Source organism: Mycobacterium sp. NGS27 (assembly GCF_059813005.1).
The window spans coordinates 819,716-831,399 of the sequence record NZ_JCALDT010000002.1; the positions used below are offsets into that span (position 1 = coordinate 819,716).

An 11,684-nucleotide genomic window follows, 5' to 3' on the forward strand; every position below is an offset into this window, starting at 1 on the left:
ACCATGAACGACTTTCGGTATGACCCGTTCGACGCGGCGGTGATGGCGAACCCATTGCCGTACTACAAGACCCTGCGCGACCACCACCCCGTGTACTACATGCCGCAGTGGGACACGTTCGCGCTGTCACGCTTCGAGGACATCTGGACGGTGCTGGAAGTCAACAACGGCACGTTCGTCGCCTCGGAAGGCACGCTGCCGCCGGCATCGGTTCTGGCCCAGCACAACAGCGGGCCGGTCGCCGACCCGCCCCTGCACCCACTGCCGTTTCACGCCATGTTCGACGCGGACCTCTACGGCGAGATCCGGCGCACCCACTCGCGGCCGTTTCGGCCGCGATCGGTCACCGACCTGGAGGGCCGGATCCGCGCGTTGGCGAACCAACGCCTCGACGCGCTGCTCCCGGGCGGTGCGTTCGACCTGACCCAGGACTATGGCGGAATCGTGGTGGCCGCGATCGTCTGCGAATTATGCGGTATTCCAACCGATCTCGCGCCGCAAGTCCTCGCCACCGTCAACGCCGGCAGCCTCGCTCAGCCGGGCGTCGGTGTGGACACCGGCCAGGCGCGGCCCAACTATTTCGAATACCTGCTGCCCGCGGTCGCGCGCCGCCGCGCCGATTCGTCCGGGACACCACTGGACGTGGTCGACGGCCTGCTGGGCTATCACCTGCCCGACGGCAGCGCGCTCGACGACATGGAAGTCGCGACCCAGATGCTGTGCATCTTCATCGGGGGAACCGAGACGGTGCCCAAAATCGTCGCCCACGGCCTCTGGGAGCTCAGCCGGCGGCCCGAGCAGCTGGCCGCCGTACGCGCCGACCTGGAAAACAACGTGCTCGTCGCGCGCGACGAGATGATCCGATTCTGTGCGCCCGCACAGTGGTTCGCGCGCACGGTGCGCAAGCCCTTCGAGATTCACGGCGAAACCCTGAGTCCGGGCCAGCGCGTCATCACCCTGCTCGCCTCGGCCAACCGCGACGAGCGGGAGTACCCCGAGCCCGACGAATTCATCTGGGACCGGCCCATCCACCGCTCGCTGGCATTCGGCCGCGGCCAGCACTTCTGCATCGGATATCACCTGGCGCGGCTGGAAGTGGCTGTGCTGCTGGCCGAATGGCTTCGCCGGGTGCCCGACTACGCGATCCAGGCCGACTCGGCCACCCGGCTGCCGTCCAGCTTCCAATGGGGCTGGAACAACATTCCGGTGGAGGTCTGACGTGTGGTCCTATCGGATCATCGCCCCGTATCTGTTCGAGCGCACCACGATCGACGACAAGACCCCCGAGTGCCTGGCCGACGGGCAGGTGCTGTTGCGGTTTTCGGCCGCGGGCGTTTGCGGCAGCGATCTGCCGGCCTTCCGCGGCGCCCGCGGACGGATCCCGGGTGACGACGGCCGAAGCGGTCCCGAGAAAGATGGCTTCCCCATCCACGAGGTCGCCGGCGAGGTGATCGCCAGCCGGCACCCCGCCCACCGCCCCGGCGATCAGGTGGTCGGCTGGGCCTCCGGATTCGACGGCATGATGGAACGCATCGTCAGCGACGGCGACGGACTGGCGTCCTACGATCCGGCGCTGACCCCCGCCCAGGCGGTCGGGCTGCAACCGCTGGCCTGCGTCCTCTACGCCTGCGAACAGCTCGGCGACCTGGCCGGCCGGCACGTCGCGATCATCGGCCAAGGGTCCATCGGGCTGTTGTTCTCCTATGTCGCCAAGGCGGCGGGGGCGCGACGCGTCACCGGCGTCGACCCGATCGAACGCCACGGCCTGGCAGAGGCTTTCGGGGTCGACGACCCGGTGCGCGCCACCAGCGACCGCTGGGTGAGCCAGCTCGAGGGCGCGGACCGCGCGGACGTCGTCATCGAGGCCGTCGGCCATCAGGTCGCCACCCTGAACCACGCCATCGACGCCGCCGCCCCCGGCGGCACCGTGTTTTATTTCGGCGTCGCCGATGACGAAATGTATCCGATCAGCATGCGGGCGATGCTACGCAACAACCTGACTCTGAAATCCGGTGTGACACTGGACCGCCGGCGGATGCTGGAGCTTGCCGGCAAGTTCGCCGCCGAGCACCCCCGGCTGCTGGGCGCCTACCTCACCCACACCTACGGCGTCGACCAGGTGCAGGACGCCTTCGAACTGGCCTGCCGGCCGGTCGCCGAACGCATCAAGATCGCCATCGCCGGTGCGCCATGACTTCGCCGAGCAATTTACAGCAGGCGCTGAGCCGCAAAGCCCCGATATTCGGCGGCTGGATCACCGGCCCAACGGAACTGGGGCCGGAGGAATTCGCCCGCGCCGGTTACGATTACGTCGGCTTCGACGCGCAACACGGCTACCTCGACGACGCCGACATCGCGCGCATCCTGCGCCGCATCGAGCACGTGCCCGTCGCCACGGTGGTCCGCCTGCCCAACGCCGACGCGGCGCCGATCGGGCGGGTGCTCGACGCGGGTGCGGACGCCGTCGTCATCGCGATGATCGAGTCGGCGGACCAGGCCGCCGCGGCGGTGGCCGCCACCCGCTACCCGCCGCGGGGCGTGCGCAGCTTCGGTCCGCTGCGCGCCAGCCTGGGGCTCGACCCCGCCGCCCACGAGTCGCGGGCCGGCGTGTTCGCGATGATCGAGACCGCCGCCGCGCTCTCCGGCATCCACGACATCTGCGCCGTCGACGACCTGACCGGAATCTACGTCGGCCCAGCCGATCTGGCCATTTCGCTGGGCGCCGGTGTCGTCGGCGCCACCCGGCATCCGGAGGTGCTCGACGCGATCGTGCGCATCCATCGGGCGGCGTCGGACGCGGGTCTGGTCACCGGCATTCACGCCGGGGATGGCAAGACGGGTCACGCCATGGCACAGTTGGGATTCGGCATGATCACCCTGGCGGCCGAGTCACAGGCGCTGCGGCGCGGCGCCGCGGAGCACCTGCGCGAGGCCACGCGATGACGGACGACGAGGCGCGGCGCCGCTGCGCCACCTGCGCCGGATCGGCCGACAGTCGCGAGGTGAGCCCAGCATGAATCAACGCGTCGCACTGGTGACCGGCGCCGCCGGCGGACAAGGCTGGGCCATCGCCAAACGCCTGCGCGACAAAGGCTTTTCGGTGGCCGCGTGCGACCTGCGGGCAGCCGAACTGCTCACCGCCGTCGGCGAAGCGCACGACGAAGACCTGATCGCCCTCGAGCTCGACGTGACCGCATCCGAGCAGTGGGACTCGGTGGTCGCCGAGGTCGCCGGTCGCTTCGGCTCGCTGAGCACGCTGGTCAACTGCGCGGGTGTGCTACACCGGGCCTCGCTGAGCGCGGAGACACCCGCCGGCTTCGAAACCGCCTGGCGGGTCAACTGTCTGGGCCCGTTCCTCGGGATGCGCGCAGCGCTGGAGCAGCTACGCACGGCGCCGAATGCCTCGATCGTCAACATCTGCAGCACCGGCGCCATCCGCCCCTTCCCGCAGCACAGCGCCTACGGGTCATCGAAGTGGGCGTTGCGCGGGCTCACCCAGACCGCCGCGGCCGAGCTCGCCCCCTCCGGCATCCGGGTCAACGCCGTCTTCCCCGGGCCGATCGCCACCACGATGCTCGACGACGCCACCCAGGCGCGGCTGGCCGGGGCGTCCATGTTCGGGCGGATCGGCGAGGCCGGTGAGGTTGCCGACGCGGTGGCCTTCCTGGTGTCCGACGAAGCATCGTTCATCACCGGCTCCGAACTCGTCATCGACGGTGGGCAATGCCTGCAGATCCGCTGAAGGTCGGCAGCGGCGCCGGCGGCGCGCGGTGACACAGCTGGACGGGGCCGATCGGCTCGATCCCGCGTTGCGTGACGTCGTTACGACGCGGACCGAGTTTACGCTGGCCGCAATACAACTCGCGCGTGAGCCGTTCAACGAACGCCGCCGGGTGACCGCCGGGCAGACCAATGCGTCCGGGGTGGGGATCGTCGAGGATCGCGTGCCGACGGAATTCGGCGGTGTCAGGGTGCGCATCTATCGCGGTGGGCCCGACGACGGGGCGCCGGGCGTGGTGTACTGCCACGCCGGCGGATTCGCGCTGGGCAACCTGGACACCGATCACCGCCAATGCGTGGAGCTTTCGCGACGCGGCCGCTGCACGGTGCTGTCGGTGGACTACCGGCTCGCCCCCGAGCACCCGTTCCCGGCGGCCCTCGAGGATGCGGGCGCCGTGCTGCGGTGGGTGGCCGCGAACGCGGGGGACCTGGGAGTGGACCCGGGGCGCCTGGCCGTCGCGGGCAGCAGCGCCGGCGCCGCCGTGGCCGCGGGCCTGGCGCAGCGGGCCGCCGACGAGAAACTGCCGCCGGTGGCGTTTCAGTTGCTGCACCAGCCGGTGCTCGACGATCGGGTTACCGGATCGAAGGCGCAGTTCCGCACCAGCCCGGCGTTCGACGGCGAGGCCGCCGAATTGATGTGGCGCCACTACCTGGGGCCGGCCGGCGCGTCGGAGCTCTCGGTGCCCGCACGGCGGGGCGAATTGGCCGGACTGCCAACGGCTTTGATCACGTGCGCCGAGATCGACCCGTTCCGCGACGAGGCGATCGACTACGCGCTGCGGCTCCTGCGGGCCGGGGTCTCGACCGAACTGCACGTCTTCGCGCGCGCCTGTCACGGGTTCGATTCGCTGCTGCCAGAGTGGGCTGGCTCGCAACGACTGTTCGCGCTGCAGGGCCACGCACTATGCGGCGCGTTGCACGTTGACTAGCCGTCGAACCTGATCAGTTGACGCACGGCGGTCCCGTCGGCCAGGTTGTCCATCGCCTCGTTGATGTTCTCCAACGAAATCGTGGACGACACCAGCGATTCCACCGGCAACCTGCCCGACCGCCACAGCTCGACGAACCGGGGGATGTCCCGGCTGGGCACCGCCGAACCCAGGTAACTGCCGATCAACGACCGGCCCTCGGCCACAAAACCCAACGGCGACACGCTGATTCGTGCCGCCGGGGGCGGCAGACCCACAGTGACCGTGCGCCCGCCTGGCGCCGTCATGGCGATCGAGGTCTCCAGCGCGGCCGGATGACCGACGGCCTCGACCACCACCGCGGCCTTCACCCCGGCGTCGGTGGCCTGCTGCGGCGTGTAGGCGTCGTGGGCGCCCAGGCGCCGGGCGGCCGCCAACTTCTCCGGCAGCTGGTCGACGGCGACGACGCGGACGTCGTCATAGGTCAGCGCGGTGAGCAGCGCTGCCATGCCCACGCCCCCCAACCCGACCACCGCGACCGTCTGGCCCGGCCGCGGATGACCCACGTTGAGCACCGCGCCGCCACCGGTGAGTACCGCGCAACCCAGGAGCGCGGCGACGTCGGCCGGCACGTCGCCGGGCACCGGGACGGCGCTGGCCCGATTGACGACCGCGTGCGTCGCGAAACCGGAGACACCGAGGTGGTGATACACCGCGTGGCCGGCTCGGCTGAGCCGAATGTCGCCGCCGAGCAACGTGCCCGCGCCGTTCGCCGCGCTGCCCGATTCACACGGCGTCAGCCCCTCGGTTGCGCACGCCACGCAATGACCGCAGCGCGGCAAGAACACCAGCACCACCCGCTGGCCGACGGTCAGGTCGACCCCGCTTGATAGCGCGCCGTCACCGATCTCTTCGACGATCCCGGCGGCCTCGTGGCCCAGCAACATCGGCACCGGCCGCACCCGGTTGCCGTCGACCACGGATAGGTCCGAGTGGCAGATGCCAGCCGCCTCGACGCGGACCAGGACTTCGTCGCGGCCCGGGGGCGCGAGGTCGAGTTCGGCGACGGTGATCGGTCGCGACCGGGCGTAGGGCCGGGGCGACCCGATGTGCTCCAGTACGGCGCCTCGAATTGCAGGCATGCTGGAATACAACCATGGCGTCGGCTTCCGTGGTTCCGCCCGCACCGGACGGGCTGACCAGCAACGACTTTCCGGTGTTGTGGCCGGTCGGCACCCGGTGGGCCGACAACGACATGTTCGGCCACCTCAACAACGCCGTGTACTACCAACTATTCGACACCGCGATCAACGCCTGGATCAACACCAGCACCGGGCTGGACCCGATCACCACGCCCGCGCTGGGCATCGTCGCCGAATCGGGCTGCCGCTACTTCTCCGAGCTGCAGTTCCCGCAGCACCTCGTGGTCGGACTCGCCGTCACGCGGCTGGGCCGCAGCAGCGTCACCTACCGGCTGGGAGTGTTCCGGGCCGCCGGGAATGAGCTCGCCGAAGACAACGCCCGACCGATCACCGCGCTGGGGCACTGGGTGCACGTCTACGTCGACCGGGTCACCCGCAAGTCCGTCCCCATCCCCGACGCCGTCCGCGCCCTGCTGGCGACCGCCGCCGTCGACCAATAACCGCCTGGCAGCAGGGCTTTCGTCATCGAATCGGCCGCGACGGCACCGCACGGAGGCGCCGCCGGCCCGGCTATGCTTCGCGCATGCCAGTGATGAGCAAGACCGTCGAGGTGGACGCCGACGCCGCGTTGATCATGCGGATCGTCGGCGACTTCGAGGCCTACCCACAATGGAACGAGGAGATAAAAGGTCTCTGGGTGCTTGCCCGCTATGACGACGGGCGCCCCAGCCAGCTGCGGCTCGACACCGATTACCAGGGCATGCAGAGCATGTTCATCCAGGCCGTGTACTACCCCGGGGAAAACCAGATTCAGACCGTCCTGCAGCAGGGCGACCTCTTCACCAAGCAGGAGCAGCTGTTCAGCGTGGTTTCGATGGGGGCGTCGAGCCTGTTGACGGTGGATCTGGACGTCGAAACGTCGATGCCGGTGCCGGCGCCGATGGTGAAGCAACTCCTCAACAACGTGCTCGACCATCTGGCCGAAAGCCTGAAGCAGCGCGCCGAGCAGCTGGCCTCGAGCTAGTCGAAGATTCCGGTGCGGTCGCGCATCTCGGCCAGGCGGGTCGCCGCATCGGTGAACTGCCACACGGTGTGTTCGATCACCGCGCTGGTGTCGCGCCGGCGCAGCGCACCGATCAGCTGGCGGTGGTTGTCGACGGCGGCCTCTCCCCAATGGGGGTCGGCGGCGTAGACCAGCACCGGCATGTAGCGCGCGGCGTTGAGCAGGAACCAGGCCAGCTTGATCCGCCCGCTCGCCTGGTTGAAGACGCGATGGAACGCGAACTCGATGCCCGCGATGGTCTCGGCGTCGCCGGACCCGACGGCCGCGGCGAGCGAGTCGTTGATGCGGTCCAACTCGTCGATCTCGGCCTCGGTGATGTGGTCGGTGGCCGCCGCCGCCAGCTCGCGCGCGATCGATGCCTGCAGCCAGAAGATGTCCTCGATGTCCTGCCGGGTCAAGGGCAGTACGACGTGGCCGCGGTGCGGTTCGAGCTGCACCATGCCCTCGCCGCGCAGCTTGAGCAGGGCTTCACGCACCGGGGTGACGCTGACCCCGAGCTGGGCCGCGGTCTCGTCCAGCCGGATGAACGTCCCCGGCCGCAACGAGCCGGACATGATCGCGGCCCGCAGACGCCCGGCCACCTCGTCGGACAACTGCGCCCGACGCAGCGGCCGCCGACTCCTCGGCTGCATTGACATCGGTGCGTTCACGGGGGCTGCCAGGGCTTTCGTGGGCTTGGCGGGACGGGGTTTAAGTTTTGACGGGCGTTAACGGGGACTTGTCAGTGGACCGTCAACGCCATAGTGTGACCCACACAACACCAAGTTTTATCAAATATCAACCTGGCGCAAGCGGTGCGCGAGTGAAGGGGAGTGCTTAGTTTGACCGCGCAATTGGCGAACCATCCGACACAGGCGGACGAGCAGCCGTACCTGGCCCGTCGACAGAACTGGGTGAACCAGTTGGAACGCCACGCGCTGATGCAGCCGCACGCGGCGGCGCTGCGGTTCCTGGGCAAAACCCTGACGTGGGGCGAGCTGCGCGGCCGGGTGGCGGCGCTGGCCGACGCGTTGAGCCGCCGGGGTGTCGGCTTCGGTGACCGGGTCATGATCCTCATGCTCAACCGCACCGAGTTCGTCGAGTCGGTGCTGGCCGTCAACATGCTCGGCGCCATCGCGGTCCCGCTGAACTTCCGGCTCACCCCGGCCGAAATCGCCTTCCTCGTCCAGGACTGCGAAGCGCGCGTGATCATCACGGAACCCGTGCTGGCCCCGGTGGCCACCGGAGTCCGCGACATCGAGTCACAGCTCGGCACCGTCGTGGTGGCCGGCGGTCCGACCGACGACAGCGTGCTGGGCTACGAAGACCTGATCAACGAGTCCGGGCAAGAGCACCGGCCGGTCGACATCCCCAACGACTCGCCGGCGCTGATCATGTACACCTCGGGCACGACAGGGCGGCCGAAGGGCGCCGTGCTGACCCACACCAATTTGACCGGCCAGACGATGACCGGCCTGTACACCAACGGCGCCGACATCAACAACGACGTCGGATTCATCGGGGTGCCGTTCTTCCACATCGCCGGGATCGGCAACATGCTGACCGGGGTGCTGCTCGGCATCCCGACGGTGATCTACCCGCTCGGCGCGTTCGAGCCCGGACAGCTGCTCGACGTGCTCGCCGCGGAGAAGGTCACCGGCATCTTTCTGGTGCCCGCCCAATGGCAGGCGGTCTGCGCCGAACAGCAGGCGCGCCCGCGTGACCTGAAATTGCGGGTGATCTCCTGGGGCGCCGCGCCGGCACCCGACGCGTTGCTGCGCGAGATGTCGGCGAGATTCCCCGGCACCCAGATACTGGCCGCGTTCGGCCAGACGGAGATGTCGCCGGTCACGTGCATGTTGCTGGGCGAGGACGCCATTCGTAAACGCGGCTCGGTCGGCAAGGTGATACCCACCGTGGCCGCCCGCGTCGTGGACGAAAACATGAACGACGTGCCGATCGGTGAAGTCGGCGAAATCGTTTATCGCGCACCAACTTTGATGAGCGGATACTGGAACAACCCCGAGGCCACGGCGGAAGCCTTCGCCGGTGGCTGGTTCCACTCGGGCGATCTCGTCCGCATGGACTCCGAGGGCTATGTGTGGGTGGTCGACCGCAAGAAGGACATGATCATCTCCGGTGGCGAGAACATCTACTGCGCCGAGGTGGAAAACGTCCTCGCCAGCCACCCGGCGATCGTCGAAGTCGCCGTGATCGGCCGGGCCCACGACAAGTGGGGTGAGGTGCCCATCGCGGTGGCCGCTGTCGCCGACGACAATTTGCGGCTCGATCAACTCGATGAGTTTTTGACCGAGCGGCTGGCGAGATACAAGCATCCCAAGGCGCTCGAGATCGTCGACGCCCTGCCGCGCAACCCGGCCGGCAAGGTGCTCAAGACTGAACTGCGGGTGCGGTACGGAGTTGGACAAATCGGCTAAATCCATTCTCGGGCAAGAGGTTTTAGGAGTAGAGAAGAAAGGCGACAGGAGCTGTAACGTTTGCCAGCGGTTGGCGAAGGGTTAATTGTGCGGATGCGGTTCACACGTGCTTGGCCATCGGGTACATTCCTGTGGTCTCCGTTACTACTTGCCAGTAGGGAGCCGATGGTCACAGGCATCAAGCCGGGGCGAGTTGGGGACGACCCCAGCTACATAGCGGTGAGGGGGCGAGGCGTGCTACACGATCCGCCGCGGCGCCATACAGCGCGCGGTGACTGCCGGAGGGGGGAGCGGTGACTTCAACGTCGACTGATCGGCAAGGCCCCTACCTCGTCAGCTATGTGCGCGACCAAGCGCGGACGCCGTTGACGCTCGTCGGGGGATTCTTCCGGATGTGCGTCCTGACCGGGAAAGCGCTGTTCCGTCGGCCGTTCCAGGCGCGCGAATTCATCCTGCAGTGCTGGTTCATCATGCGGGTCGCGTTCCTGCCGACGGTCTTCGTCTCGATTCCTCTGACCGTGTTGCTGATCTTCACGCTCAACGTGCTGCTCGCTCAGTTCGGGGCCGCCGACCTGTCCGGCGCCGGCGCGGCGATCGGCGCGGTCACCCAGCTCGGCCCGCTGACCACGGTGCTGGTGGTCGCCGGCGCCGGTTCGACGGCGATCTGCGCGGACCTTGGCGCTCGCACCATCCGCGAGGAGATCGACGCGATGGAGGTGCTCGGCATCGACCCCATCCACCGCCTGGTGGTGCCCCGGGTGCTGGCCGCGACCCTGGTCGCTACGTTGCTCAACGGCCTGGTGATCACGGTCGGCCTGGTCGGTGGCTACCTGTTCGGCGTCTACTTGCAGAACGTGTCGGGCGGTGCGTACCTGGCGACCCTGACCACCATCACCGGCCTGCCCGAGGTTGTCATCGCAACGGTCAAAGCCGCTGTGTTCGGGCTGATCGCCGGCCTGGTCGGCTGCTACCGCGGCCTGACCGTGAGCGGCGGGTCCAAAGGCCTGGGCACCGCCGTCAACGAGACCGTCGTGCTCTGCGTCGTCGCGCTTTACGCCGTGAACGTGGTGCTGACGACGATCGGCGTGCGGTTCGGGACGGGACACTGACATGTCGACATCCGCGGTCTTTCGCTCCCGCTTCCCGCGGGCGGCAGAGAACCTCAACCGCTACGGCCTGGCCGCGGCCCGCGGTCTGGACGACATCGGTCAGATGGCGTGGTTCGGCACCATCGCCATCGGGCACATCCCGCACGCCCTGCGCAACTACCGCAAGGAGACCCTGCGCCTGATCGCTCAGATCGGCATGGGCACCGGCGCCATGGCGGTCATCGGTGGCACCGTCGCCATCGTCGGTTTCGTGACGTTGTCCGGTAGCTCGCTGGTCGCGATCCAGGGCTTCGCCTCGCTGGGCAACATCGGCGTCGAGGCGTTCACCGGCTTCTTCGCCGCGCTGATCAATGTGCGCATCGCCGCGCCCGTCGTCACCGGAATCGCCATGGCCGCCACGGTGGGTGCGGGTGCCACGGCGGAGCTGGGTGCGATGCGCATCAGCGAGGAGGTCGACGCCCTGGAAGTGATGGGCATCAAGTCGATCTCGTTCCTGGCGTCCACCCGCATCATGGCCGGGCTGGTGGTGATCATCCCCATCTACTCGATGGCGATCATCATGACTTTCCTGTCCCCACAGATCACGACGACGGTGATCTACGGGCAGTCCAACGGCACCTACGAGCACTACTTCCGGACGTTCCTGCGTCCCGAGGACGTGTTCTGGTCGTTCGTGGAAGCCATCCTCATCACCGCGGTGGTGATGATCACCCACTGCTTCTACGGCTACGAGGCCGGCGGCGGTCCGGTCGGCGTGGGTGAGGCCGTCGGCCGATCGATGCGCTTCTCCCTGGTGTCGGTACAGGTTGTCGTGTTGTCCGCTGCGCTGGCGCTGTATGGCGTCAACCCCAACTTCGCACTCACGGTGTAATCACCATGTCCCGACCCATTCAGACCAACGCCCCGCGGACCCCGCCGTACAAGCTGGCCGGCGTGGCGCTCCTGGTCGTCTTCGCCATCGCGCTGGCTCTGGTCTACGGGCAGTTCCGGGGCAGCTTCACCCCGAAGACATCACTGACCATGCTGGCGGCGCGGGCTGGGTTGGTGATGGATCCGGGTTCGAAGGTCACCTACAACGGGGTGGAGATCGGCCGGGTGGGGTCGATTTCGGAGACGGTGCGTGATGGCAAGCCGGCGGCGAAGTTCGTTCTTGAGGTGTATCCGCGGTATTTGAAGTTGATCCCGTCGAATGTGAATGCCGATATCAAGGCGACGACGGTGTTCGGTGGCAAGTATGTGTCGTTGACGACGCCGGCCAATCCGTC

13 protein-coding genes are annotated in these 11,684 nt (G+C 68.0%); 11 read left to right on the forward strand and 2 right to left on the reverse strand.

Annotated features, from left to right (window positions below):
- Positions 1 to 3: 3 nt before the first annotated feature.
- The 5 genes from AC5Y30_RS08490 to AC5Y30_RS08510 all read left to right on the forward strand — a co-directional run bounded on the left by AC5Y30_RS08490 (position 4) and on the right by AC5Y30_RS08510 (position 4,709).
- Positions 4 to 1,218: a cytochrome P450 gene (locus AC5Y30_RS08490; protein WP_499917693.1), complete on the forward strand. Its 1,215-nt coding sequence runs from the start codon at positions 4 to 6 to the stop codon at positions 1,216 to 1,218.
- 1 nt (position 1,219) lies between these two features.
- Entirely contained in the window at positions 1,220 to 2,194 is a 975-nt protein-coding gene (locus tag AC5Y30_RS08495; RefSeq protein WP_499917613.1) for a zinc-binding dehydrogenase, read from the forward strand.
- Positions 2,191 to 2,943, forward strand: coding sequence for an HpcH/HpaI aldolase family protein (locus AC5Y30_RS08500; protein ID WP_499917614.1), 753 nt, complete (start codon positions 2,191 to 2,193; stop codon positions 2,941 to 2,943). Before AC5Y30_RS08495 ends, AC5Y30_RS08500 begins: the two co-directional genes overlap by 4 nt.
- A 70-nt stretch (positions 2,944 to 3,013) precedes the next feature.
- Positions 3,014 to 3,742 (forward strand): SDR family NAD(P)-dependent oxidoreductase, encoded by a 729-nt coding sequence (locus tag AC5Y30_RS08505; RefSeq protein WP_499917615.1) that lies wholly within the window; start codon positions 3,014 to 3,016, stop codon positions 3,740 to 3,742.
- Between the two features lie 28 nt (positions 3,743 to 3,770).
- Positions 3,771 to 4,709, forward strand: coding sequence for an alpha/beta hydrolase (locus tag AC5Y30_RS08510; protein WP_499917616.1), 939 nt, complete (start codon positions 3,771 to 3,773; stop codon positions 4,707 to 4,709).
- Here AC5Y30_RS08510 and AC5Y30_RS08515 read toward each other — a convergent pair.
- Positions 4,706 to 5,830: an alcohol dehydrogenase catalytic domain-containing protein gene (locus tag AC5Y30_RS08515; protein WP_499917617.1), complete on the reverse strand. Its 1,125-nt coding sequence runs from the start codon at positions 5,828 to 5,830 to the stop codon at positions 4,706 to 4,708. The two genes, AC5Y30_RS08510 and AC5Y30_RS08515, sit on opposite strands and share 4 nt — an antisense overlap.
- A gap of 14 nt (positions 5,831 to 5,844) precedes the next feature.
- On the opposite strand from AC5Y30_RS08515, the gene AC5Y30_RS08520 reads away from it, so the two are divergent.
- Together AC5Y30_RS08520 and AC5Y30_RS08525 are read left to right on the forward strand one after the other, a co-directional pair.
- Positions 5,845 to 6,330, forward strand: a complete 486-nt coding sequence (locus AC5Y30_RS08520) for an acyl-CoA thioesterase (protein WP_499917618.1) — start codon at positions 5,845 to 5,847, stop codon at positions 6,328 to 6,330.
- 83 nt (positions 6,331 to 6,413) lie between these two features.
- The gene (locus tag AC5Y30_RS08525) at positions 6,414 to 6,854 is read left to right on the forward strand and encodes an SRPBCC family protein (protein ID WP_499917619.1); all 441 of its coding nucleotides are present in this window, start codon (positions 6,414 to 6,416) and stop codon (positions 6,852 to 6,854) included.
- On the opposite strand, the gene AC5Y30_RS08530 is transcribed toward AC5Y30_RS08525, so the two are convergent.
- Positions 6,851 to 7,531: a GntR family transcriptional regulator gene (locus tag AC5Y30_RS08530; RefSeq protein ID WP_499917620.1), complete on the reverse strand. Its 681-nt coding sequence runs from the start codon at positions 7,529 to 7,531 to the stop codon at positions 6,851 to 6,853. The two genes, AC5Y30_RS08525 and AC5Y30_RS08530, sit on opposite strands and share 4 nt — an antisense overlap.
- Positions 7,532 to 7,714: 183 nt before the next feature.
- On the opposite strand from AC5Y30_RS08530, the gene fadD5 reads away from it, so the two are divergent.
- The 4 genes from fadD5 to AC5Y30_RS08550 all read left to right on the forward strand — a co-directional run.
- Positions 7,715 to 9,310 (forward strand): fatty-acid--CoA ligase FadD5, encoded by a 1,596-nt coding sequence (gene fadD5 / locus AC5Y30_RS08535; protein ID WP_499917621.1) that lies wholly within the window; start codon positions 7,715 to 7,717, stop codon positions 9,308 to 9,310.
- A gap of 293 nt (positions 9,311 to 9,603) precedes the next feature.
- Complete coding sequence (locus AC5Y30_RS08540) at positions 9,604 to 10,419, forward strand: MlaE family ABC transporter permease (protein WP_499917622.1); 816 nt, start codon at positions 9,604 to 9,606, stop codon at positions 10,417 to 10,419.
- A gap of 1 nt (position 10,420) precedes the next feature.
- Complete coding sequence (locus AC5Y30_RS08545) at positions 10,421 to 11,290, forward strand: MlaE family ABC transporter permease (RefSeq protein ID WP_499917623.1); 870 nt, start codon at positions 10,421 to 10,423, stop codon at positions 11,288 to 11,290.
- Positions 11,291 to 11,295: 5 nt separating this feature from the next.
- Positions 11,296 to 11,684, forward strand: a 389-nt coding sequence (locus AC5Y30_RS08550) for an MlaD family protein (protein ID WP_499917624.1), incomplete at its 3' end; no start/stop codon positions are given.

Excerpts from the sequence above, each read along its gene's own strand:
- AC5Y30_RS08490 (WP_499917693.1), top strand. The coding sequence starts at position 4 with ATGAACGACTTTCGGTATGACCCGTTCGACGCGGCGGTGATGGCGAAC.
- AC5Y30_RS08500 (WP_499917614.1), top strand. The coding sequence starts at position 2,191 with ATGACTTCGCCGAGCAATTTACAGCAGGCGCTGAGCCGCAAAGCCCCG.
- AC5Y30_RS08505 (WP_499917615.1), top strand. The coding sequence starts at position 3,014 with ATGAATCAACGCGTCGCACTGGTGACCGGCGCCGCCGGCGGACAAGGC.
- AC5Y30_RS08515 (WP_499917617.1), bottom strand. The coding sequence starts at position 5,830 with ATGCCTGCAATTCGAGGCGCCGTACTGGAGCACATCGGGTCGCCCCGG.
- AC5Y30_RS08520 (WP_499917618.1), top strand. The coding sequence starts at position 5,845 with ATGGCGTCGGCTTCCGTGGTTCCGCCCGCACCGGACGGGCTGACCAGC.
- AC5Y30_RS08525 (WP_499917619.1), top strand. The coding sequence starts at position 6,414 with ATGCCAGTGATGAGCAAGACCGTCGAGGTGGACGCCGACGCCGCGTTG.
- AC5Y30_RS08530 (WP_499917620.1), bottom strand. The coding sequence starts at position 7,531 with ATGTCAATGCAGCCGAGGAGTCGGCGGCCGCTGCGTCGGGCGCAGTTG.
- AC5Y30_RS08545 (WP_499917623.1), top strand. The coding sequence starts at position 10,421 with ATGTCGACATCCGCGGTCTTTCGCTCCCGCTTCCCGCGGGCGGCAGAG.